The organism is Flavipsychrobacter sp., from assembly GCA_041392855.1.
Classification (GTDB): domain Bacteria; phylum Bacteroidota; class Bacteroidia; order Chitinophagales; family Chitinophagaceae; genus UBA5543.
Genome location: JAWKLD010000001.1, coordinates 235,576 through 260,140, shown reverse-complemented (window position 1 = coordinate 260,140; position 24,565 = coordinate 235,576). Strand labels below are relative to the sequence as shown.

28 protein-coding genes are annotated in these 24,565 nt (G+C 37.1%); 17 read left to right on the top strand and 11 right to left on the bottom strand.

From position 1 onward, the window contains the following. Window positions 1-32: 32 nt before the first annotated feature. The 6 genes from R2800_01250 to R2800_01225 all read right to left on the bottom strand — a co-directional run bounded on the left by R2800_01250 (window position 33) and on the right by R2800_01225 (window position 6,025). Window positions 33-2,048 (bottom strand): cytochrome c biogenesis protein CcdA, encoded by a 2,016-nt coding sequence (locus R2800_01250; GenBank protein MEZ5015650.1) that lies wholly within the window; start codon window positions 2,046-2,048, stop codon window positions 33-35. Between the two features lie 126 nt (window positions 2,049-2,174). Further along, window positions 2,175-2,867: a phosphoribosylformylglycinamidine synthase I gene (gene purQ, locus R2800_01245; GenBank protein MEZ5015649.1), complete on the bottom strand. Its 693-nt coding sequence runs from the start codon at window positions 2,865-2,867 to the stop codon at window positions 2,175-2,177. 18 nt (window positions 2,868-2,885) lie between these two features. Continuing rightward, window positions 2,886-3,869, bottom strand: a complete 984-nt coding sequence (locus R2800_01240) for a DUF6427 family protein (GenBank protein MEZ5015648.1) — start codon at window positions 3,867-3,869, stop codon at window positions 2,886-2,888. Window positions 3,870-3,887: 18 nt separating this feature from the next. Then, window positions 3,888-5,339 (bottom strand): hypothetical protein, encoded by a 1,452-nt coding sequence (locus R2800_01235; GenBank protein MEZ5015647.1) that lies wholly within the window; start codon window positions 5,337-5,339, stop codon window positions 3,888-3,890. Between the two features lie 28 nt (window positions 5,340-5,367). Next, window positions 5,368-5,781: a DCC1-like thiol-disulfide oxidoreductase family protein gene (locus R2800_01230; GenBank protein ID MEZ5015646.1), complete on the bottom strand. Its 414-nt coding sequence runs from the start codon at window positions 5,779-5,781 to the stop codon at window positions 5,368-5,370. Between the two features lie 19 nt (window positions 5,782-5,800). Further along, window positions 5,801-6,025 (bottom strand): hypothetical protein, encoded by a 225-nt coding sequence (locus R2800_01225; GenBank protein ID MEZ5015645.1) that lies wholly within the window; start codon window positions 6,023-6,025, stop codon window positions 5,801-5,803. Between the two features lie 155 nt (window positions 6,026-6,180). Between R2800_01225 and R2800_01220 the strand changes: the two genes are divergently transcribed. From R2800_01220 to R2800_01185, 8 genes are all read left to right on the top strand, one after another. Beyond that, complete coding sequence (locus R2800_01220; protein ID MEZ5015644.1) at window positions 6,181-6,855, top strand: DUF4294 domain-containing protein; 675 nt, start codon at window positions 6,181-6,183, stop codon at window positions 6,853-6,855. Between the two features lie 21 nt (window positions 6,856-6,876). After that, on the top strand, window positions 6,877-7,614 hold the full coding sequence (gene bshB1 / locus R2800_01215) for a bacillithiol biosynthesis deacetylase BshB1 (GenBank protein ID MEZ5015643.1): 738 nt from the start codon (window positions 6,877-6,879) through the stop codon (window positions 7,612-7,614). Between the two features lie 74 nt (window positions 7,615-7,688). Further along, complete coding sequence (gene rpmB / locus R2800_01210) at window positions 7,689-7,925, top strand: 50S ribosomal protein L28 (GenBank protein ID MEZ5015642.1); 237 nt, start codon at window positions 7,689-7,691, stop codon at window positions 7,923-7,925. A gap of 26 nt (window positions 7,926-7,951) precedes the next feature. Further along, the gene (gene rpmG / locus R2800_01205; GenBank protein ID MEZ5015641.1) at window positions 7,952-8,134 is read left to right on the top strand and encodes a 50S ribosomal protein L33; all 183 of its coding nucleotides are present in this window, start codon (window positions 7,952-7,954) and stop codon (window positions 8,132-8,134) included. 19 nt (window positions 8,135-8,153) lie between these two features. Continuing rightward, window positions 8,154-8,321, top strand: a complete 168-nt coding sequence (locus R2800_01200; protein MEZ5015640.1) for a DUF4295 domain-containing protein — start codon at window positions 8,154-8,156, stop codon at window positions 8,319-8,321. A 112-nt stretch (window positions 8,322-8,433) separates the two neighbouring features. Beyond that, window positions 8,434-8,835 (top strand): hypothetical protein, encoded by a 402-nt coding sequence (locus tag R2800_01195; GenBank protein MEZ5015639.1) that lies wholly within the window; start codon window positions 8,434-8,436, stop codon window positions 8,833-8,835. A 35-nt stretch (window positions 8,836-8,870) separates the two neighbouring features. Further along, a complete protein-coding gene (locus tag R2800_01190) occupies window positions 8,871-9,710 on the top strand; it encodes a helix-turn-helix transcriptional regulator (GenBank protein MEZ5015638.1) in 840 nt (279 codons plus the stop codon). Window positions 9,711-9,837: 127 nt separating this feature from the next. Beyond that, complete coding sequence (locus R2800_01185; protein MEZ5015637.1) at window positions 9,838-10,680, top strand: choice-of-anchor V domain-containing protein; 843 nt, start codon at window positions 9,838-9,840, stop codon at window positions 10,678-10,680. A gap of 80 nt (window positions 10,681-10,760) precedes the next feature. Here R2800_01185 and R2800_01180 read toward each other — a convergent pair whose 3' ends face one another. The 3 genes from R2800_01180 to R2800_01170 all read right to left on the bottom strand — a co-directional run bounded on the left by R2800_01180 (window position 10,761) and on the right by R2800_01170 (window position 15,924). Then, on the bottom strand, window positions 10,761-12,353 hold the full coding sequence (locus R2800_01180) for a pyruvate dehydrogenase complex dihydrolipoamide acetyltransferase (GenBank protein MEZ5015636.1): 1,593 nt from the start codon (window positions 12,351-12,353) through the stop codon (window positions 10,761-10,763). 181 nt (window positions 12,354-12,534) lie between these two features. After that, window positions 12,535-14,364, bottom strand: a complete 1,830-nt coding sequence (locus R2800_01175) for a DNA polymerase III subunit gamma/tau (GenBank protein MEZ5015635.1) — start codon at window positions 14,362-14,364, stop codon at window positions 12,535-12,537. A 132-nt stretch (window positions 14,365-14,496) separates the two neighbouring features. Next, window positions 14,497-15,924, bottom strand: coding sequence for a hypothetical protein (locus tag R2800_01170; protein ID MEZ5015634.1), 1,428 nt, complete (start codon window positions 15,922-15,924; stop codon window positions 14,497-14,499). 341 nt (window positions 15,925-16,265) lie between these two features. Here R2800_01170 and R2800_01165 point away from each other — a divergent pair, with 341 nt between their 5' ends. From R2800_01165 to R2800_01155, 3 genes are read left to right on the top strand one after another with little or no spacing between them, the layout of a single operon-like run. Next, window positions 16,266-17,171: a mechanosensitive ion channel family protein gene (locus tag R2800_01165; GenBank protein ID MEZ5015633.1), complete on the top strand. Its 906-nt coding sequence runs from the start codon at window positions 16,266-16,268 to the stop codon at window positions 17,169-17,171. A 57-nt stretch (window positions 17,172-17,228) separates the two neighbouring features. Further along, window positions 17,229-18,026 (top strand): hypothetical protein, encoded by a 798-nt coding sequence (locus R2800_01160; protein ID MEZ5015632.1) that lies wholly within the window; start codon window positions 17,229-17,231, stop codon window positions 18,024-18,026. A 41-nt stretch (window positions 18,027-18,067) separates the two neighbouring features. Next, entirely contained in the window at window positions 18,068-18,985 is a 918-nt protein-coding gene (locus tag R2800_01155) for an MlaD family protein (protein MEZ5015631.1), read from the top strand. On the opposite strand, the gene R2800_01150 is transcribed toward R2800_01155, so the two are convergent. Both R2800_01150 and R2800_01145 read right to left on the bottom strand, forming a co-directional pair. Next, a complete protein-coding gene (locus tag R2800_01150) occupies window positions 18,974-19,600 on the bottom strand; it encodes an outer membrane beta-barrel protein (protein MEZ5015630.1) in 627 nt (208 codons plus the stop codon). The two genes, R2800_01155 and R2800_01150, sit on opposite strands and share 12 nt — an antisense overlap. Before the next feature lie 118 nt (window positions 19,601-19,718). Beyond that, window positions 19,719-20,345, bottom strand: coding sequence for a porin family protein (locus R2800_01145; GenBank protein ID MEZ5015629.1), 627 nt, complete (start codon window positions 20,343-20,345; stop codon window positions 19,719-19,721). Between the two features lie 104 nt (window positions 20,346-20,449). On the opposite strand from R2800_01145, the gene R2800_01140 reads away from it, so the two are divergent. The 6 genes from R2800_01140 (at window position 20,450) to tpiA (ending at window position 24,539) form a co-directional block, all read left to right on the top strand. Next, window positions 20,450-20,728, top strand: coding sequence for a hypothetical protein (locus tag R2800_01140; protein MEZ5015628.1), 279 nt, complete (start codon window positions 20,450-20,452; stop codon window positions 20,726-20,728). 1 nt (window position 20,729) lies between these two features. Continuing rightward, window positions 20,730-21,497: an MBL fold metallo-hydrolase gene (locus tag R2800_01135; GenBank protein ID MEZ5015627.1), complete on the top strand. Its 768-nt coding sequence runs from the start codon at window positions 20,730-20,732 to the stop codon at window positions 21,495-21,497. A gap of 48 nt (window positions 21,498-21,545) precedes the next feature. After that, a complete protein-coding gene (locus tag R2800_01130; protein MEZ5015626.1) occupies window positions 21,546-22,070 on the top strand; it encodes a TlpA disulfide reductase family protein in 525 nt (174 codons plus the stop codon). Window positions 22,071-22,177: 107 nt separating this feature from the next. After that, window positions 22,178-22,426, top strand: a complete 249-nt coding sequence (locus R2800_01125; protein ID MEZ5015625.1) for a type B 50S ribosomal protein L31 — start codon at window positions 22,178-22,180, stop codon at window positions 22,424-22,426. 113 nt (window positions 22,427-22,539) lie between these two features. Then, window positions 22,540-23,745, top strand: coding sequence for a GlmU family protein (locus tag R2800_01120; GenBank protein ID MEZ5015624.1), 1,206 nt, complete (start codon window positions 22,540-22,542; stop codon window positions 23,743-23,745). Window positions 23,746-23,771: 26 nt separating this feature from the next. After that, window positions 23,772-24,539: a triose-phosphate isomerase gene (gene tpiA / locus R2800_01115; protein ID MEZ5015623.1), complete on the top strand. Its 768-nt coding sequence runs from the start codon at window positions 23,772-23,774 to the stop codon at window positions 24,537-24,539. Window positions 24,540-24,565: the final 26 nt, after the last annotated feature.

The window sequence follows — 24,565 nt, the reverse complement described above, 5'->3', positions numbered from 1 at the left end:
CAAAAAGAGGCTTTATGAAGCCCCTTTTAATATTAATGTGTTTCGTTGTATTTTTCTTTCACTTTATCAAGGTGCTCAATAAAAGCTTGTATATCCGGGTCATAGCCATAACCCTCAGGCGCTAGTAAATTCTCATCGGCATCTATAAAGAAGTAGAATGGCTGTGCATTTGCTTTATACTTTGACGCTTGAATATCTGAATTTCTTTGCCCTAAAGTCTTTACTGTTTTCTTCAAGTACTCGGAATGATATTGTTCACTTTCCGGAATTTTAACCCCTTGTGCATCGCAATACAAGGATGCTACAATAAAATCTTCTTTCATTCTTTTCATTACACCAGGATCAGACCACACCTGCCCTTCCATCTTTCGGCAGTTAATACAATTGATACCTGTAAAGTCAAGCATTATTGGCTTGCCTGACTCCTTAGACGCTGCTATAGCCTCATCATAATCGTAATAAGAAACTAAACCATATTTGATCGCAACTTCGGGTTCGTATATTTTAAGTTCAGAAGCATATCGTCTTGTTGGGCCATGTTCACTAGCTCCTCCAGAGGCTGAACTACCAGAACCTATAACAAAATCTTGTGTACCCATTGGCGGTACAAAAGCACTCAAACCTTTAAGTGGTGCGCCCCACATACCGGGTACCATATATACCGCAAATGAGAAGCAGGTTATAGCCAAGAATAATTTGAAGATAGATACATACTCTTGCCCAAACAGGTTTTTAGCATTTGCATCATCATGAGAAAGTTTCAACTTGCCTAGTAGATATAAACCAAGAAGAACAGATAATACTATCCATATAGCAATGAATACCTCTCTATCTAATAATCTCCACCCTTCTTGCAAGTCTGCATTTGATAAAAACTTCAAGGCTAACATTAGCTCAATAAAACCTAATGTAACTTTCACTTGATTCAACCAGCCTCCTGACTTACCAAGTTTATTCAATAATCCCGGGAAGATGGCAAATAATGCAAATGGTGCAGCTAAGCCAAGAGAAAAACCAAACATACCAATAGCCGGACCTAATTTACCTCCCGTTGCTGCTCCAACTATCAATGGACCTATAATTGGACCTGTACAAGAAAAAGACACTATTACTAATGTCAATGCCATAAAGAATATCCCACCAAGACTTTTAGTATTTGCTTTTGCATCTGTCTTGCTTGTCCAAGAAGATGGAAGTGTGATTTCAAATGCCCCTAAGAAAGAAATACCGAATATGATGAATATTACAAAGAATATCATATTAGGCACCCAGTGTGTAGCAAGTACGTTTAATGCATCGGCACCAAAAATTGCAGATATAGCAACCCCCAATACAGTAAATATGGTAACAATAGACAAGGAGTACCATATCGCGTTTTTAATACCTTCGGCACGAGTATTACTTCTTTTAGTAAAGAAACTTACTGTGATTGGTATCATCGAAAACACACAAGGTGTAAGTACCGCTAAAAAGCCACCCAAAAGGGCTAATAAGAATATGGTAAGTAGAGACTTATCGCTTCCCTCTTTTTCTGCAGATACTATTTCGCTAGCAGCCTCTTCATCTCCTGTGGCGCTGCCACCGTTACCTATTTTCAGAGAAAAATCTTTGGTTGTTGGAGGAAGACAGGTTTGATCGTTACAGGTCATATAACTATACTCCCCTTTCAGATCCATGTCTTGTTTTGCCAACTCTACCGTTTGGATATAGTCTACCTCATGGTAATAATGAACCGTACCTATATCTTCTATCGTCTCATCTATCAATTCACCTACTTCTCTAGGCTCTCCTACAAGCTTAACATCAGTGTTGCCTAAAAAATCAAATGAAGGCGGTAAAAAACTGCCATCTCCACCCGGGTCTAGTGAATAAATATGCCAATCATTGTTCACCTTACAGTGAAATACAATATCATATTTATTCTCGTCCACCTGCTTAGCTTCAATTGTCCACTCGGTCGGGTCTTCTATCAATTGCGCCTTAGCTTCAACGGATAGCACAAATCCTAAAACAAGGAAAAGGATTACTTTGAAATTTTTTACCATCATAATCAAGTTTCTATACTAGTATTATTATAAACTGCTAGTTTTAATAATTAGTTAGTTGTGTCAAGTCTTTTTAGCAGACCTTTAGCAGATTAAAAAATCATTAAAACGGTACCGAATATAGTAATATTAATTGGAACGAGATAAGGCTTCAAGTATAAGCTGACCATCTAAGTTGTTCAACTCCTTACTACAAGCTCTTTCTGGGTGAGGCATCATACCTATTACGTTACCCTTCTCATTACAAATACCTGCTATATTATCAATTGCACCATTAGGGTTGACGTCCTCTGTGACATTTCCTTTCACATCACAGTATCTAAATAATATCTGATTGTTCTTTTTTAAGTTCTCCATTGTAGCATCGTCTGCATAGTATCTACCTTCTCCATGTGCTACGGGAATTGTTAATACTTTACCAGATGTGCTTTTCCCAACTGTAGTCGTATCATTATCTGACTTGATATAGACATTCTTACAAACGAACTTTTGATGATCATTCAACAATAATGCTCCAGGAAGTAAACCAGACTCACACAATACTTGGAATCCATTACATACACCAAACACTTTTCCTCCTTTGTTAGCAAAAGCTACAACCTGCTCCATTATAGGGCTGAAACGTGCTATGGCACCACAACGTAAGTAATCACCGTAAGAGAAGCCACCAGGCAGAATAATACAATCGTCTGTAGTAAACTGGCTTAAGTCTTCGTCTTTATGCCAAAGCGTTACCACTTCTTGCTTCAAATCGTCTTGCAGAGCATTTATCATGTCTCTATCGCAATTAGAACCCGGGAAAACTACTACTCCAAATTTCATTAATAAGAATTAATACAATCAAAAATTAGCCGTAAACTGACAATAAACAATCAACAGCAATGAAAAATAAAAGACAAAATTACTAAACAGTTTATTTTTTTCTGAATAAAGTGCCGGTGCAACTACCAAGCTCAATGCAGGCAAGGCTATCAACCACCCACTCCTTACCTCAAAAGGGGTAAAAACTGCCACAAGCATGCTAAAAAACAACATGGAGGCAATTACAGTCCACCCTCTTCTGGTAAATATACTTGCCCTTACTATCTGCTTTTGTAAGGAATAAGTACCCATACTCAACAGCATTATTACCCCAACAACCAAACCTATAATGTATATCGGATCCGGAATTCTTCTCGGCAATGAAATACCCAAATGTATCCACCCGGGTAGCTCATCCAGCATATTGAACAAGTATAAAAATGTTACAAAAAAGTAAATAGGTGTTAGATAGCCAACTAAACCTACCAGCCATTCACTAGGATTGAAACGTCTCAACAAAGAAACTGATACGAATACCAACAAAAACAAAAAAACAGATGGCGCATGAAGAATGGCTGCCATGCTTATTAAAAAGCCAATATTAAATATACCTGACCTTGGCTTGCTCGTTTGGTGAATATTCAAGATGATATTCAATGCCGAAATAATAAACCAATTGGCTAGCAGAACTTCACTAAAATAATTGAATGCGGGGTAAAGTGACGTTAAACTTAAATACAAAAAAGCTACGTAATACGTTTGTTTCCCATACAGCTTATGTCTTATAGCTATTGCATTAAGATATATGGCTTGCCCAAATAGCATAATAATAGCTAATAAGGTATAAGCAAACGCATTATTAAATAAGATCAAATCAAAAAAGGTAACAACTTGTTCAAATAAAAAATTCTGTGTAACAACAGGAGCTACCGGATGCAATAAAAACTGCATCTTAACAAGTATGGTAAATATGAATAGAATAATAACTGTAAATGGACTATTATTCCTTATAAGCTGCAACACAAAAAAATATTTAGAATGCTAAAATTCAACTTTTACAAAACAAATATCTCTCTTATATAAGCAGGGCACCACAACCTCTCTAGCTGATATTTGCTTCCCGTATCTTGGTAACCAATCAGGCTCTTTATTCCCCAACTTTGACAAAGTACGTGTAGTAATAGCTCCACTACCATCTATACTTGCCAGCTGCACTCTGGAACGAGAAGTATTAAAATCGTTATACAAGATACCTAAAGCACCGCCCGTATTTATAACAGAAAAGGACGAAAACAATCCCCCATCATCGTAAGAGAATTGATTCTTTCTCACAAATCCGAACCATTCTATTTGGCCATCCACAGCATAAGAAACGGTTAGCAGGTCTCCATAATTATATTCGGTAACACTAGAAGCTGCCGACTGAAAATAAGAGGAATAGTAACCAAACCCAGGCGTATAACTACTTCTTGTAGTAGCATAAAAACGTTCCGCCATTAGAACAAACCCTCCATTGTTTTTAACTACGATCTTTTTAAGCCTATAATCATCAAAAGCTCTTTTCTTATTCTTCTCTCCACTTGCAGTTAGAAGTCTATCGTTAAAAGGTAACAACAACGTTGGGATAAACTCTTTACTTGCTATATCATAATAGGTATAGGTCGCTCCAATAAAATGTCCATTCTTTTTATCAGAATAAAAACCACCAACATATATGCGGTTATTCCTATTATCCAACTCCATAAATGTACCTGAGGCAAACATATTATTTAACTGCATTTCTGAAGAAACAAAATCTGTTCCTCCCTTGGACAATGCCAACAACCATAACCTGTCGGCATACTGCCTAGCACCTACTGGGGTATATATTGCTAAAAACAACGTTCCATCATTATTAACGATCACCTCACCATTAGCTACATTATTATCAGCAGCATAGCTAGCATTTGATTTTGTTTGCACTTCACACTGCTCGTCTATCCATATGGCTTCCAAAACCAGTTCAGAGCCCTTAGTAGCAGTACCATATATTAATACCGTCTCTTTATCATCAGACACCGCGTAAGAAAACAAGTTGTTTTTTGCTCCAAAAACACCTGCTTTTTCTTTCACAATTACGCGAGGATTAATAGCCAACATTCCTTTGGCATTTAATGTTGCTGCATAAAGTTTCAACTCTCCTCCTTCTATCACCTGATACAACAACATCAACTTATCCTTGTAAGTCACAAACTTTACTCTAAAAACCCTTTTGGGTAAAAAGTCCAATATCACTTTAGCTTTACGCTCCATTTGGTCATTATAAGCATCCAAATAATAACCTTCTACACCACTTCTATACACATATATATAATCACCTACCTTTCCTACTACATCAAAATCGCCAGATCGGAAATCATAATTTTCGTATTCAGAATAGCTGATCTCTTGCCCGTTCATGTTAATGGACAACAAGCTAAAAATTGCCACTATTATAATTCTTATATTCTTCATACTATAACTAAATAATAGTTTTTAGAACTTAAATGAACCTATCTTTTAGTTCAGGTGTAGGTACCATACACTCTTCTTTCTTACCAAACCATTTATACCTGTTTCTTGCTATTATATCGTACACAAAGTTGCTAATGACTCTTGGCACCAACCTGAATATAGCCAATAACTGCCACCAACTACCCATAAAAGCCGCCGTGCGTAATGCAGCGGCGGCTTTTGAATATACTTTACCTTTATACAGTAATAATAAACTATCAGGAACAATCTCTCGTTGTTCTTTAAGATGATTTATTAGTGCTTGCCCATGTACTGATTGTAAAGATGCGAACCGAACAATATGTTTCTTATCATTTCGAATAATGAACTGTACTGCCGAGCTACATAAGTTACAAACCCCATCAAAAAAAAGAATAGGTGTAGTACTATCTGGCAAACTCATACTTCTACCGTAAATACAATTATTGTGCAAGCGTAGCCTGAACTATTGAATCTGCTTTTGCCTTTACCTCTATTGACTTTCTTTTATCAAGGTCTGCAGAAGCCTCATCCATTATCTCCATATGCTTCTCTCCCACAATAGAGTCTATTTTTGCTGTTTTTTCACTTTCAGTCATTCCAGCTTGTTGCTCAGCACATGCTGTTAATGAAATAACGATAACTAACGGTAAGATCAATTTCTTCATTTTGATATATATTTTGAATTACAAAGGTATACAATCAAGCATAGTTATTACGCAATACAGTATATCATAAAGAAAATTTTCACATTTAGTTTCTATTAAATTTCACTATACTGTAGTGCACAAGTTAAAAAATAAGAAATTTGTCTCCTACTTGTATGAGTTATCGTTCTACATACCTATTGATTCTCAGCTTTACCCTATCCTTATTGGGATCAAAAGCTGTGGGACAATCGGGCATGAACGACACCTTGCTCTTAGGAGGCATTGTGATAGGTCAAGACACTTTTGGCATGGTGTATATGAATGATGTAATTATTAAAGACAAGTTGCCCAAGCGTTTTGCAAGACAAAGAAGGCGTTACAACAAACTTCGGTATAATGTCTACAAGGTTTACCCCTATGCTGTAATAGCTGCAGAAATATTAAAAGATGTAGACTCTGTGTTGTTGGCAATTGGTGATGACAAGAAAAAACGCAAAGCATACCTTAAAACCATAGAAAAAGAGCTAAATAATCAGTTTAAAGGAGAGTTATCTGATATGACTATCTCTCAAGGTCATGTTCTAGTAAAACTAATAGACAGAGAGACAGGAAAAAGCTGCTATAACATTGTAAAAGAATTAAAAGGAGGATTCTCAGCAGTTGTAGTACAATCGGTAGCTCGGATTTTCAGTCATAACCTTAAAAAAGAATATGATGCTGAAAACGACGATAGGGATATAGAACAAATAATCAGGGAACTGGAAGCTAACCAGTATTACCGAAGCCAATTCATAAAACGAAAACCTACCTTTGAGTCTAAAAAGAATAAAAAACGAAGGGGAAAATAGATTACGAAACACAGATTATTTATGGCACAAAAACTTGATATTCTAGCTATTGCTGTACATCCTGACGATATAGAGCTAAGCTGTGCAGGAACATTGATCAAGCACGTAGATCTTGGGCAAAAAGTGGGTATCATTGACCTTACTCAAGGCGAACTGGGAACACGCGGCACACCTGAACTTAGATTGCAGGAAGCCCAAGCAGCAGCAGAAGTAATGGGAATAGAGGTACGAGAAAATTTAGGTATGGCAGATGGCTTTTTCGTAAATGATAAGGCACATCAGCTAAAACTGATAGAATATATTAGAAAATACAGCCCGGATATTGTTATTGCAAACGCCTTGGAAGACAGACATCCTGACCATGGCAGAGCAGGAAAACTAATTGCAGATGCCTGTTTTCTTTCCGGTTTAAGAAAAATTGAGACAACACATAATGGCGAACCACAAAAGGAATGGCGTCCTAAGCGTGTTTTTCATATGATACAAGATCGCTTTCTAAAACCGGACTTTATTGTAGATATATCTAGCACTTTGGATAGGAAATTAGAGTCTATAAAATGCTATGGAAGTCAGTTTCACAACACAACGTCCGACGAGCCAATGACTTATATCGCCACTAGTGGTTTTTTAGACAATATATTAAACCGTTCTTCACTTCTTGGCAAACGCATTGGCGTAGCACATGGTGAAGGTTTTATATGCGAAAACACTATAGGTATCAGCGATTTAAACAGCCTGATCTTGCCTGAAATGGCTTAATTAAACTTTTTCTAGAAATAATTTTGTGTTTACATAAAAAAAAGTGACCTTTGCAGTCCTAAAAAAATTAAAATATGGCACGTGTTTGTCAGGTAACCGGTAAAAAGCCGATAACTGGTCATAAAGTATCATTTTCTAACAAAAAAGCTAAGCGTCGCTTTTTGCCAAATTTGCAAACTAAGCGCTTCTATTTTGTAGAAGAAGATCGTTGGATTACATTGAAGTTAACCACAGATGCAATTCGCACCATTAATAAGAATGGTTTGAATGCAGTTGTAAAAGAGCTTCGTGCGAAAGGCGAAAATATATAATTAAAAATTTATAAATACCATTTATAATGGCTAAGAAAGGTAACCGTGTTCAAGTTATTCTAGAGTGCACAGAGCACAAAGATACTGGTATGGCTGGTACTAGCAGATACATCAGTACTAAAAACAAGAAGAATACTCCTGAACGTATAGAGTTGAAAAAGTACAACCCTATACTGAAGAAATATACTGTACACAAAGAAATTAAATAATATTTAAATTTAATATATCATGGCAAAGGCGGCAAAAACGGCGATTAAAAAAGATAGTCAGAAAGACCTAGATGCTAAAAATTACACTAAAGTAATTAAAAGCGTGCGTAGCCCTAAGTCTGGTGCATATACTTTTAAAGAAGTTATCATGCACAAGGATAAAATAAAAGATTTCTTGGCTAAGTAATTCAGCCTCTATAGACTAAGACTATAAACTTAGTACTTATAAAACCATTAAGCTACTCTTAACAGAGTAGCTTATTTTTTTTCAGTAACTTGAAGGCATAAATTCACCATATATGCGGACAATATTATTACTGTTTGTGCTTACATTATTTAATACACTAAGCTACGCTCAGCAAAAGGTAGACCTTAGTAAAGCCCCAATTGGTAACAATGGGCTGAGCAACACGAAAAGTAATGCTGCCATATTACGCGATGCTACTCCTCAAAGTGCTGACAATAAAGAAGTAGACTTAGCTGAAAAATATAAATCGGACAACACCACAGTACAAGGCACTTTTAGAACTGTAAAGCAAAATGAACCTCGCCCCAATATGATGAATAGTGGTACAGAAGTTCTTAATGGTAGTACTCATCAAATGAATATTGGTACAGGCACCAAAGCCAACTCTACTACATATTATGATAATGAAGGTAGGATCAGGGGTACCAACACAACAATATCGTTTGGAAAATAAGTACTGTTTCATTGCTAATATATCAATTGAACTTCTTGAAAGACAATATACAACACCACGTTTCACTACCAGACCCCAATAAAATGCTCATAATTGAGCGAATAGATTACCAAAACCCTTATGATTATAAAAAACTACATCGACACGATTACTTCGAACTAATATTTGTTCGTGATGGCAATGGTTCACAGTTGATCGATTTTTCCCCTTATGATGTTTCAGAGGGAGATATATACATTATATATCCTGGCCAGTTACATCTGATGAATAGAAATACAGCAACGGGCTATTTGGTACAATTTCGAAAAGACGTATTTGAATATATAAACCCGGTAAGACATTACCATTTGTTCTTTAATTCTGGTAAGATATCATGCGATGTAAATACATTCAATCATCTTTATGACCTCATTGTAAGGATCAAAGAGCTACTTACTACAACAAGCACCTCTTCTCTTACAGCTCATAGGGCATATAGTTACCTACAAATAATACTTATTACCATAGCAGAGCTTAACAACGAGAATCTTAACCATAATAAAGAGCATTATATATTAGAAGATTACCTCTCTTTGCTAACGGACAACATACATGAGAAGAAAAAAGTATCGGAATATTGTGCTTTAATGAACTGCTCTGCAGAAAAGCTTAATGATGCTTGCAAAAAAAGCCTCGGCAAAAACGCTCTAGAGTTAATTCACGAAGAACTAATTTTAGAAATAAGACGGCTAATGCTACTTAATGAACTCAGTTACAAGGAGATAGCTTATCAACTCAACTTTGATAGCCAAGGCAATTTCAATGCTTTTATCAAAAACAAAACAGGATTAACTCCTAAAGAGCTACAACAAGCAGTACTAGATATCTATAATTAATAACGGTAATACTATAATTGATACACCTATCATTATCAGTACCTTTAGCATAATAATATTTCTTAAAGTTAACTAATGTCCGTACATTAGTAATACGACAATATTAATGTTAAAAAAACAACTGCTTATGAAAAAAACAATTCTACTTTTCACCTGTATTTCTGGTCTATTGTATCTTACGCTAACTAGTAGCAGTAATGGTGCATCAGCAACTCCTAAAGGACACACTGCTGCTTCTACTGGTTGTGGCGGCTCTGGTTGCCATGGTACTGCAGCTAGTACAGCTACTACAGCATCCATTACTCTTAAAGATAAAGCCACTGGTACTACAATCACAAGTGGTAAATACGAGTCTGGTAAAACATATGTTGTAACTGTAACAGGTAACAACTCTGCAGCTGTAGAGTTTGGTTATATGTTATCTACAACAAATGGCAGCAATGGACAAGCTGGTACATTAGCTAATGCTTCAGCTGGTTCTAAAATACAAACTATTCCTCCTGGTACTTACACAGTAGCTGAACACAACGCCCCAATACCAGCGTCATCAGGTATGTTCACTGCTACTTTCGACTGGACTGCTCCGGCTACAGGTACCGGTAACGTTACTATGAACCTAGCTGTTAATGCTACAAACAATAACAATGCTACTACTGGCGATCAATTTAACACTACCAATTTAGTACTAGCAGAAGACAACACTTCTGTTGGAACAATCGCAAAAAGCATCAGTGTTTCTACTTATCCAAACCCAGTTGTAAATGAACTAAACATTAAGTTTGGCAATATTATTACAAGCACTTACCATATTCAAGTAATCAATATGCAAGGTCAAATAATCGCACAACAAACTAATACTGTGAGTTCTTCATCTGTAGTTAAACTAAATACTACAAACTGGGCTTCAGGCATATATCATGTTGTACTAAACAATGGAGCTGCTAAACAAAGCATCCAAATAGTGAAATAATACGACAGATAAATAAATTATAGAAAAAGGGCTTCATTTATAAATGAAGCCCTTTTTCTATATCGTTCGTTATTTTCACACTATGCAAGCATAGTAACTGGATTTTCTAAGAATGCCTTAAGTGTTTGTAAGAACTTAGACCCAACAGCTCCATCTACAACTCTATGGTCGCAACTAAGTGTTAACTTCATTAGGTTACGAACTACGATCTCTCCATTTTCCACCACAGGTGTTGGTACTATATTACCTACAGCTAGTATACAGCTATCTGGTGGGTTAATGATAGCAGTAAACTCATCAATACCCATCATACCTAAGTTAGATATGGTAAATGTATTACCTGTAAACTCAGGTGGTTGTAATTTTTTATCTCTTGCTTTTGTAGCTAATTCCTTAGCTTCTTTGGCAATCTCTGACAATGATTTCTGATCTGCAAACTTGACAACAGGTACGATCAAACCATCATCAATAGCTACAGCAGTACCTATATGTATATGATGATTTTGGCGGATAGTATCTCCTAACCAGCTGCTATTTACAAATGGATGCTGACGAAGAGCCATAGCCGATGCCTTGATCACTAAGTCGTTGAAAGATACCTTGTGAGTAGATACCTCGTTAATTGACTTGCGAGAAGCCATTGCATTATCCATATTAATGGTAATGCGTAAATAGAAGTGAGGTGCATTAAACTTGCTTTCTCCAAGTCTTCTAGCTATAGCACCTCTCATTTGAGATACAGGGATATCGGTATAACCTTCTTGACCTGTAACCGCAGTAGCCATAGCAGGTGCATTACTACTAGTAGCTGAAGGAGCAACAGCTGAAGGCGTATAATTTTCGATATCTCTTTTTATTACTCTACCGTTATCTCCTGTTCCTGTTACCTTAGATATATCTATCCCTTTTTCTGACGCTAACTTCTTAGCTAAGGGGGATGCTTTTATTCTATCATCTGTATTTGATGTAGTTACTGTTGTAGATGTTGTACTTGCAGCTGCACTAGCTTGCTTAGGAGCTTCTTCACTAGCGTCAACTGTTGAAGCAGAATTATCACCCGCTAAATATGTTTCTATATCAGTACCAGGCTTACCAACAATGGCTATGATCTCATTCACCTTAGCAGCATTACCTTCTTCAACCCCAATGTAAAGTATAGTACCGTCTACATAAGGCATTACCTCCATTGTTGCTTTATCGGTTTCTACTTCGGCCAATACATCATCACTTTTCACTACATCGCCCACCTTTTTATGCCAAGCTATTATTTTACCTTCCTTCATTGTATCACTCAACAAAGGCATGCGTATTACTTCAGCCTCGCCCGGTTTTGGAGCAGCTACTTTCTTTTCTTCTTTAGGGGCTTCAGGTGCTGCCTCTTCCTGTACAGGTGTGCTAGTAGCTCCATCTTCTAATAAACTCTTATAGTCTTCACCTTCTTTACCTACAATGGCAATAATACCATTTACAGGCGCAGCACTACCTTTCTCAACACCAATATATAATAGAGTTCCATCAACGTATGGCATTACTTCCATAGTTGCCTTGTCGGTTTCTACGTCCGCAATTACATCGTCGCTATTAACTTTATCACCAACTTTTTTATGCCACTCTGCTATTACCCCTTCCTTCATCGTATCACTCAGCAAGGGCATACGTATCACTTCAGCCATAAATACTTATGTGTTTACAATATTAGTTGTCAAAAGTAATCAATTCCGCTTTTATTTCATCCTAAATTACCTGCTATTCAGTCTAGGAATTGATATATCTATACCAACAATATAAATTAACCATTATCCAATGTATAGGTAATTAGATTACAGCACTATAAACAGGAGAATTTTGTAAAAATCAATACTCTATTTGAAGATTAAGGTTATCCTTTAGTTTACCCAGATTGGGATTTTTTTCTATCATAACATCCAATATCTCTGGAGTACTTAAAACAACCTCTTGTTGTGTTTGCTCTATGTTCTCGTCTACCCTCAGATCGGTAGTAATACGAATTCTTATGCCGGTTTTATTGGAAAAAAATTCCAATAGCTCATCTCTTTGATTGAGTGCATAAGTATTGGTCAGATCAGTAGGAACAACGAAACATATTTCATCAGGTGGCTTTACTTCAGGCGTCATCATAAGCAATTGTGCATACAACATGCTTTTATTGCCTTTTTGAGCTTTTTCTTTATAGTCTGCAAAAACCCGCTCTACAAGATCTTGTGTTAATTCTCTACGCTCCTCTTCATCTGAATCAGACAAGTTGTTTACTGCATCATCTATTTCAGCCATGATATCCCTTCTTACTCTACGAGATTTATTGGTACTATCATGCTCTTGGCTCGTAATTGGCTTGTTAGCTATGACTGGCTTTTCATTTACCTGATTACCAGAAGGAGGTTCAGCCTTTGTTATGCTATTTTCTATTACTGGAGCTTGCTGTACCTCTTTTGGTGGAGAGGCCGGTTGAGATATCTCCGTCTTTGCTACAGGGACAGATAAAGATGGTGTATACTTATTTTGAACTGGTGGGCTTGAAGGGATTATTACGGAACTTTTATCGTTTTTTTTTTCGCCCTCTTCAATTGTTTGTAGCAAGTAGCACATGCGAATCAAACACATCTCTACATGCAGCCTTTTGTTATTTGCATTTCGATAGCTTAACTCACTCTCGTTTACAATATTGAGTGCTGAAATGATAAAAGAAGGTGGTGCCTGATTGGCCTTTTCGTAATATATAGGCTTATGCTCGCTTGGTACATCTAATAATTTAGCCATCCTTGCATCTCTACAGAGTAGAAGATTACGCAAATGCTGTGCTATACCCTCTAACACTACATCTCCCTCAAACCCTTTCTCCAATGCACCATCAAAAGCAAGCATTACTCCACTCACATCTTGCGCCAGCATCAAATCGAGCAACTTAAAATAGAAATCTGCATCTAACAAATTAAGATGCTCCATAGTACTACTGTAAGTAAGCATCCCATTTGTAAAACTTACTATCCTATCAAACATACTTAAAGCATCACGCATACAACCCTCACTTTTCTGAGCCATTACATGTAGAGCTGCTTCCTGTGCTACAACACTTTCTTTCGTAGCTATACTGTGTAAGTGGTTGGTTATATCACCACTGGTAATACGCTTAAAATCAAAAATCTGACAACGGCTAAGTATAGTTGGGAGTATCTTATGCTTTTCTGTAGTCGCTAATATAAATATGGCATAAGATGGCGGTTCTTCCAAAGTTTTAAGAAAAGCATTAAACGCCGAGGCACTCAACATATGCACCTCATCTATGATATATATCTTGTATTTGCCAGACTGTGGAGCAAATCTAACTTGGCTAACCAACTCGCGAATATCGTCTACAGAATTGTTACTCGCAGCATCCAATTCAAATATGTTGAATGAAGTATGGTTGTCAAAGCTTTTACACGTAGCACAAGTACCACAAGCCTCCATATCCTCCGTGGGTTGCTCACAGTTAATAGTTTTCGCTAGTATACGCGCGCAGGTGGTTTTACCTACACCTCGAGGCCCACAAAACAAGTATGCATGCGCCAAATGACTATTCTTTATCGCATTCTTGAGTGTAGTAGTAATATGCTGCTGCCCCACTACGGTGTCAAACGTCTGTGGGCGATACTTCCTTGCCGATACTATATAATTCTCTGCCATTACTGTATTCCAAAAGTAACAAGGAATTAGACAAATGAGAAAATTAGTTTTTACAGATGTGGATTGACTGTTAAATCAAAAAAAGAGCGAGACCCATTTGCCTCGCTCTGTATTCTTGATACTAAAACATTTTTAGTCGTTCATTAAGTTACCAGGAATGGACCAAGCAAAATCAACTTTCAATGTATTTTTAAAGTTGGCACCTTCCATATCTACATAAGTATCTCCTAGATAATTTGGAGCATTCTTAACAGTAGCAGGAGCATAGTTAGCATGAGCATGACATGACATACAATTGGTCAAAACGCCATAGTTATTAACCACCTTCTTACCATTAGTTATTACCGTTGCTGGGTCTGAAAGTACATGCGGACCAAAGCCAGCCTCTAAGTAAGGATTATAAGCATAGATTGATGTTCCTATATTATTTCCTCCCGTAAATGGTTGATCAGGGTTAATAAATGTATATGCTTGAGCCATTGCGTAATGCGCAGGTGCACCATTCAATTGAGTAGGCATTTGAGCCGCTATCATTGCAGAACTAGGTGCTGGTGGATTTACTGCATCCGGTGTCCACCAGAATGTTTGCCATGTCCAGCGTTTAATTTCTTTAGAAGTTACGTGCATCGCTACCAAAACTGCGATATCTCCTTCCTCGGCCGATACACCTAAGCTCATTTTCAGATCTTCAGCTGTGGCAGCATCCAATTTAAAGTGAACATAGTCTGTCAAGTTATAAGTATTTTTAGGAGTACGGCCACCACCATTATCTACACCTCCATTTCCTTCACCTTTGTTATTAGGATCTATATAAACATAATCAGGCCATGTACCTTCAGGAGACTCTCTTGGCGTAGCAGGAGGACCAGACCATACATTCAATTTAAAATAGCCATCGTTTTTATTTAGCTCTTCCTGAGTAATGATCTCAAAAACTGGTTTCAAGGTCATACCAGTATTTGGAAAATCAGGGATGTCAGTCATCCCTCTATCTAGCATACCTTGCAGCACTGACTTTTTCAATAACTGATTAGTAACGGTAAACTTTGCTGCAGTAGGATCGTACTTTACAAAACCTAATATTCTTGAACTATCATAATTAGGTTTTACTCCAGCTTTAGCTAAGGCCGTTGTTGCGTGTAAGAATTGATTAGGCTTGCTCAACTTACCTCTATGTTGTTTTACTTCTTCCATTAGCATTTTCTCCCCCTTATCTGTTGCCCGTATCAATGCTTGCATATCCGCAGGAGTCAGCCAAGTTTCAAAAACTCTCAGTTTTTGTTTTTGATAACTCTGAGCAGTCTCCTTATTTAAAGCCGTCCATATACCCCAACCATGTTGAGCTATAGCTTTATCATCTTGCTCCATTATCCACTTATTTATCAATGTGGAATCTTCTGGATAATTAAAATTATTGATACCGTTAGACGACAAAGGAACAGGTACGATCATACCCGTTGCAACTTCTTCTTCCTCTTCTTCTTTTGGTGTGGAGTTTTGGCACTGTGATACAAGTATACCTGCAACAAGCACCAGCATAATGGCTAGATTCTTTTTCATGTGTGATGTGTTTAAATAATAAGTAAAAACTATAAGAATAGTTATCAGGCATAAAGATATTATAAATAAAAAGCATAAGCTAACGTTTTGCTCCTTTTTTACAGGGTATTTATACCCTTGACATTGAGATTTGGTTAATATAGCTGGCGGGGTAAAGCCTTGAATAAAAACTTTGTTATTTTAGAGGAAACATAAATGAACTATGAAAAAAGTAGCCTTTTTTGTCGTTTCCCTGTTAATAACGTCACTTATTTTGGAAAGTTGTTCAAAACCACCAATAAGTACAGGGCATAAAACGTACAGACACAGCAAAAAAAATCGCTAACAGAGTAACTGCTACTATGGAAATAGATAAGATAGACGACATTGTTCTGGAAAAGCTGACCACTTGGGCAAATGACACCATTAATATCTTGCCCGATATTGCGTTAGCAGCTATCACTCTTGTTATAGGACTTTTCCTTTCTAAGTTGATAAAGAAGGGGTCGTCTAAGCTGATCAACAGAATGTCTCAACAACAAACAGTCAATAACCTGTTTGTTTCCTTTGTATACATAGTCGCCATTGGCATTACTATATTTAGCACCCTTAGCATCCTTAAACTTGACAAAGCAGTCACATCAATATTAGCCGGTGCCGGTATTATTGGTTTGGCACTTGCCTTTGCATTTCAAGATATCGCCGCCAATTTTATATCGGGCATTTTCATGTCTTTCAGACGCCCCTTACATATCGGGGATATTGTAAAAGTGCAAGACTATATGGGTAAAGTCGAGGATGTAACTCTAAGAGATACTGTTCTTCTTACATTTCAAGGACAAAGAGTAATAATACCCAATAGGCAAGTTTTCCAAAACCCAATAGAAAACTACTCCTTACTAGGCAAAAGAAGAATGGATCTTTTTGTGGGAGTATCTTATGGAGAAGACCTGCAAAAAGTAAAAGACATAGTACTTGAAGCCGTTAAGAAAGTATCCGTAAGAACCAATGATGAGATTACTTTCTTCTACAGCGAATTTGCAGATAGTTCCATAAATTTTGAAGTAAGGATATGGATCAATAATCCTAACCAGCCAGTATGGCTACAAGGTAGAAGTGAAGCGATCATGCACATCAAAGAAGCTTTTAACAAAAATGATATTACCATCCCATTCCCAATACGCACACTTGACTTTGGCATTAAAGGCGGTGAGAAGCTATCGGAAATGGATATAAAAATGAGCAATACAAAAACAATAGATAGTTAATGCATTATTGGTCAAAATATATTTTTATCCTAAATTGATGCTAATATCAACTACAATATGAAACTACGTTATATCGTCTTACTAGCTGCCCTGCTATTGTTAAACTCTAGTCATCTGAAAGCGCAAGAATTTTGGGGCAATAATAGGCTATATGACTACTATCTATCTAAAGGCAATACAGAAGGACACTTTTGGCAACGTGTATCAGTAGGTTTTGGTAAACATTTCCTATCCGGCAATCTTGAAGGCACTTATACCAACTATAGTGTAGCTCCCATAGCCGACACGACCTATCAACACCCTTTCAGACTAAAGAAATCGTTTGCTGGTCATGTAGGTACGTTTTTCCCCATTATTCTACTTACGGACAATACCATGCTTACTTTTAATACTGAGCTATATTTCAGCTACGGGAAAATGAGCTTTGACACATTAGTATTGGGAGAGGATGTAAAATACATTACGGATTATCAGTTTTATAAATTTGGCATACCACTAAGTGTAGACTATAAAATGGGGGCAGACGTGCCATTATCAAGAGAAGGCACACAGATGTTCTCAATTGGAGGAGGTATAATGCTTACTCACAATAGTTTTTTTGGAGGGAACACACAATTCCCTGTAGCACTTGTACCATTTGTAAAGGCAGAAGTTGGATTCTTTTTAGGTGTGGCAATGAAATTAAGAGGAAGTGTATTCTTTGGTAGTGCAGATTTGGTAAATGACGAACAAGCTGGCATATCTTCTAAAGGTATCAATGATGTTCTCCAGATCAAAAACTCTTCTGGATATGGTTATACACTTTCAGTAGTAGTTATGCCTTTTTCAAGAAGATGGATATCTGAAATTTGGTAATCAATAGTTCTGCCTACCTTTGCCAACAGTATTGATTACGAATGAGTAGTAAAAAAAGAAACTGGATAAGTACTTTACTATTAATAGCTGTAGCTGTTAGTGGCTATTTTATCTATCAAAACAGCTATTGGGTCACAGACTATTATCAGTATCGTGTTTACTATCCTGACATATATGGCCTACTACCTTCCGACCCTGTATATCTAAAAGGTGTAAAGGTAGGTAGGGTATCTAAAATAGAATATAGAGGGCAAGAGAATATACTTGTAACAATGTCTATATCTAAGGATATTCCTATTCAAGAAAATACTATCGCTCAATTATCTGCATCAGGCCTACAAGGCAGTAAACATATCAAGCTACTTTTAGATAGTGTTACAGAAAAGACATTAGCACACCAGTCTGAATTAATAGCACAGTACGATACTACTGTTATTCAAACCTCTACTTTAATCAACCCGATGATTGCTTCGGCAAAATATTATGTCCGCTCATTAGACTCTTCTTTATCAAATATAAATGAGGCGATGAAAGACGGTGCTGCCAAAAAGATCAAGAACGATATAGTGACGTTAAGGAATAACTTTTACACCTTTTCACAAAACACCAACACACTAAAAGAACAAGGAGACGATATTCTCCATCAACTAGCGGCTTTTAAAACTAGTTCGGATGAAGTAGCTGCAAGTATTGACAGCTTTAATGCTAGTATAAAGACAACTAGCAAAACATTCACAGAGCTTTCAAAAACTACTATCAAAAAAGACCTTGCCGAACTAAGTAAGAATATCAGAAGTTTTTCAAAAGCAATAAAAGAGATAAAAAACGACAGTAGTTTCAACCAACTAATTGCTGACAAAAAACTTTACACTACTGCAGCGGGCAAGCTGGACACAATACAAGGTAAGATACAAGAGGCAAAAGACGACCCTAAGCCTATCAGCATTTTAGGGAAATAAATACATTAGCCTCAAGCTAAAAAGGCTATTAAACTGGTTGCTCCCATTTCCAAAACCAACAGGAACTCTTTGCGGGTCACGAATAGTAGACAAAGAATATCCGTATCTGGCATTTAAATATAGACTTCTACCAAACTGATAACCGAGGTTAAGCAAGAGATTCATATCTGAACTCTTAAAAGAAGAAGGGTCTTCCTTTAAATATACCGGCTGGGCAGCATAAGCATCCTCTTTAGAGTTTATCAACTGGGAATAGCTAACTCCTAAGCCTCCATGCCATTTATCATTATAGAAATAGTTAATGATCAAGGGTATCTCTACATAGTTTAAGTCTAAAAAATACCTTTCTACTCCCTGACCTGTATATATAGAACTTACCGTTTTAACGCCTCTACTACCCTTCTGACTGTATAATATCTCTACATTACCATAAAAAGAACCCAACAACTTTACATACACTGTAGCTCCGCCGTTTATACCTACTTTATGAAAGCCGCCATAGTTATCCCCTTCAACAGTAGAGAAATTAGCTCCGAAGACCAAACCACCATAGAAGGTTTTATCGCCATTGGCCATCTCTACTCTTTGAGCAAATACAGTACTTGCTAAAAGCACTGAGAAAAGAAATACAAAATAAAAGGGGCTTTTGCACATTGACTATCAATTATTAGAAGATGAAGCAACTATACATCATAACAATAACGATGCGTGCAGTTATATTATTATGACTGCATTAGTCAAATAAATACATTAATCTCATTACCCACATATTGCTATACTGTTCAGCTCTACCAAACTCAGGGTGTATTGCCGTTCTTACAGGTAATAAAGAGTATTGGAAACGAACATTTAAATACAAGCCCTTTACCAGATGCAGATTGCCCCCTACAATAAAATTCACATCAAATTTTCTGAAACTAAAGTTATTCAGGTTAGCAGTATCATTGAACGCGGTATTACTTGTAGTAGCTTTTTCGTCTGAACCTATTAATTGAGAATAAGAAAAGCCTCCTCCAAAATGACTTTTACGCTTATCGTAATAGTGTATTTGTAAAGGCACTTCGGCATAGTGCAGATCAATAGTATAGTCAGTTATTAAATACTGTTTGGTATTGGATACTTGATTTTTATGCGCTCTAGCTCCTCTTTGAGAATATAGTATCTCCATACTAGCGGCTACTTTGGGCGCTATATTAGTGTAGATAATACCACCAGCATTGAGACCTATCTTTCTATAGCCTGCAAAATTATCTCCATCTATTTGTGAAAAGTTAGCACCTACTACCGCTCCACCATAAAAAGTACGCTGTTCTTCTATATAATAGTTGCTCTGTGCAAATGTTATCCCCTCTGTACTCACAACTAAGAATAAGCTCAGTATTAATCCTCGTATTTTTCTATTTTTAACCACTGAAATTGTATTTGCAAATGAACTTCAAATATACACCAAACACACTAAAAAAAATGGAACAACTATTCGAGGAAGCTCGATATGTTATCCGTTACGAAAAAGGGAACTTCAACTCCGGCTATTGTATCATTGAGGACAGGAAGGTGGCTGTTATCAATAAGTTCTTAAGTGTGGAAGGGCGAATTAATGTATTGGTAGAGATATTACCTACTATAGAAGTTACAAAAGAAGAATTGAGCGGAGAGATGCTAAAATGGTATGAAGACCTGATGAAAGGAATTGAGAAAAAGGCAAATGATGATAGCGCAGAACAATCAAAAATAGACCTATAGAATGCTCAAAGTCACATTTCTTGGAACCGGAACCTCTCAAGGCGTGCCTGTAATAGCATGCAAATGTGATATATGTTTATCTAACAACCCGAAAGACAGCCGTCTTCGGTCTTCTATACTCATACAGTCTGACAACACTACTATTGTTATCGACACAGGTCCCGACTTTAGATATCAAATGCTTAGGGCTAAAGTAGAGCAGTTGGATGCAATAGTGTATACACATGGGCATAAAGACCATGTTGCGGGGCTTGATGATGTTAGAGCATATAATTTCTTCATGGGGAAGCCAATGCAAATATTTGCTAATGAAGAGACGCAAGAGGTGCTTCGTAGAGAGTTTGAATATGTATTTAATAATAGATCCTACCCTGGCATTCCTCAAATTGACTTAAATACAATTAACGGTCAAGATAGCTTCACTATTGGCGATATCACTATTACTCCAATAAAAGTGATGCACTATAAAATGGAGGTACTTGGCTTTAGGATCAATGATTTCACCTATATCACCGATGCTAATTATATAGCAGAAAACGAACTGGAGAAAATAAAAGGAAGTAGCACCTTAGTATTAAATGCCTTGAGGCTAGAAAAGCATATATCACACTTCACACTGGAAGAGGCCATAGCTATAGCTCAGCAAATAGCTCCAGAAAATACATACTTCACGCATATTAGCCACCAATTAGGGCTTCATGATGCTATATCAGAACAACTACCGGTTAATATTTCGTTGGCATATGACGGATTAACCCTCCATTTATGATTTCCTTTGCACTATCCTTCTTATATTCACAATCTACAAATCGATACAATGAAAAGAATATTTACGCTAATAGTAGCATTAGCAACACTTACAGTAGCTGCACAAGCACAGCCAGGCAATACTAAAATGAACATAGGAGATGCAGCTCCTGAATTAGAGTTCAAGAACCCTCAAGGAGAGACCATTAAACTATCAGAGATCAGTAAAAAAAGAGTTGTTTTACTTGATTTTTGGGCATCTTGGTGCGGTCCTTGCCGTCATGCCAACCCGAAACTAGTAGCATTATATAATGACTATAAAGACAAAAAGTTTAAAGACGCCAAAAAAGGCTTTACAATAGTTAGTTTCTCTTTAGACAAAGACAAGGATAAATGGATAGCTGCTATCGAAAAAGATGGTTTGGTTTGGCCTTACCATATGAGTGACTTAGGTGGCTGGGAATCTGTAGGAGGAGCAGCTTATGGCGTTCGTTTTATCCCTCAAGCCTTTCTTATAGGGCCTGACGGGAAGATCATAGCAAAATATAATTTTGCCGAGCAAGCTGCAGAAGACCTAAAAAAACTACTTAAATAAAATAAATAACAGATATCTAGATATTTTTGCGGATTAAGTTAAAAGAACTTAACTTTGCAAGCTCATTTAATCGCATGGTCAGAATCATGCTTAAAAAGATATAACAAATGAAAAAAGGAATACATCCTGAAGAGTACCGCTTAGTAGTATTTAAAGACATGTCAAACGACTATGGTTTCTTGACTCGTTCTACTACTCCAACAAAAGAAACTATTGTTTGGGAAGATGGTAATGAATATCCACTTGTAAAAGTCGAGATATCTCACAAGTCTCACCCTTTCTATACAGGTAAGTCTGTATTTGTGGATACAGCTGGTCGTATCGAGAAGTTCAAAAAGCGTTACGCGAAGAAGTAGTACTACTACTTACTTGCTTATCGAATTTAAAATCCCGACTTTTGTCGGGATTTTTGTTTTTATAAAATCGCTCTATCCCCTTAGGGGTATTACGAAGAGTGCTAATTTCGGATATGACAATTATACTATTCGACGACGAAACTCGTTACCAACTTCTACCATTTACACATACACGACCAATAGCAGATATTCGTTGTGGAATCATGACAATGCGCGAACGTTGGGAACATTTCTTCAAACAAGAATCAGGATCTTTAACTGAAGAATACCTCCAAGAAGTATACCCTACTAATGCTTCTACCGACAACCTGTTCATCAACGGAAGCGTTTTTGCTACACAGGAACTATACGAACAAATAAATTCCCTTTCAGCAGGTCAACAACTACTACAAGGAGACCTTATAATAGCAGCACGTGTAGATGACTCTGCCTTGTCATTTAATAACGGCATCCATATTGACACTAATATTGAAAGCATTGCGCATCAAGGTGAAATAACTAGACTTAAGCATATCTGGGATATATTCAAGCTTAATGGTGCTGCTATCACCAACGATTTTGCACTCCTAACTAAAGGTCGAAAAAGCCAAACAATACCTGAAGATGTAACCGTAAGAAGTGCTGATAATATATTTATAGAAGAAGGAGCCAACATAGCGGCAGGATGCATTATCAATGCGACAACAGGGCCTATATATATAGGCAAAAATGCAGAAATACTGGAAGGCGTTTTAATGCGAGGTCCTATTGCAGTATGTGAACATGCAGCATTAAAAATGGGGGCTAAAATTTATGCTGACACTACCATTGGTTCAGGCTGCAAAGTAGGTGGAGAAAATAGCAATGTTGTCTATTTTGCTAACAGTAATAAGGGGCATGATGGCTACTTGGGAAATGCTGTAATTGGCGAATGGTGTAACCTCGGTGCAGACACCAATTGCTCCAACCTGAAAAACAACTACGACACCATCAAAATATGGGATGAACATAATAACAAGTCCATACAAACCGGAGAAACTTTCTGTGGTTTACTAATGGGAGATCATTCTAAATGTGGTATCAATACCATGTTTAACACCGGGACAGTAGTAGGTGTTTCTGCCAATATATATGGTGGTAGTTTCCCCGAAAAATTTATTCCTTCATTTGCATGGGGAGGTAGCGAAGGTATGACCAGCTATAGACTGGAAAGAGCTTTGGAGACAGCGGATAGAATGATGGCTAGAAGAAAAAGAAGCCTTAATGAAAAGGAGCGAAAAATGTATCAATATATATTTGACCATACTCAATCGCAAAGAGACACCTTTGCTAATGGATAATACTTTATACAATTAAAACACATAAGATGCGTAAAAAAATAGTAGCAGGTAACTGGAAAATGAATCAAAATCTTGCTGAAGGACAAACTTTAGTTAACGATATCATTAACGGCTTACCTACCCTTACAGATACTAAGCAAGTAGTTATATGCCCACCATACTTAAACATAGCGCTTACTGTAGCACAAACCAATAATGCAGCGCATATAAGTACAGGAGCACAAAACTGTCACGAAAAAGCATCTGGAGCATACACTGGTGAAATATCGGCACCCATGCTAGCGCACTTGGGGGTAAGCTATGTGATCATAGGCCACTCTGAGCGTCGTGAATACTTCAATGAAAGCAACGAACAATTGGCTCAAAAAGTAGATGTTGCCTTATCAAACAATCTACAAGTTATCTTTTGTTGTGGAGAGTCTCTTGAAATAAGGGATGCTAATGAGCAAAATAGCTTTGTAGAAAAACAAATAAAAGAAAGCCTTTTCCACCTTGGCGAAGAGCAAATGAAAAATGTTGTTATTGCCTACGAGCCTATTTGGGCTATTGGTACAGGTCGTACGGCAAGCTCTGAGCAAGCTCAGGAAATACATGCTCATATCCGTTCGGTATTAGCAGGAAAATATGGTGAAACTATAGCAAATGATACTACAATATTATATGGCGGTAGCTGTAAACCAAGCAATGCCAATGAGCTTTTTGCTTGCCCAGACGTAGATGGAGGGTTGATTGGTGGTGCTGCCTTAAAAGCTGAAGACTTCCTTGGTATTATTAACGCAATGATGGCAAATTAATTTTTCGTAAAAAAAGTTTTGACGGA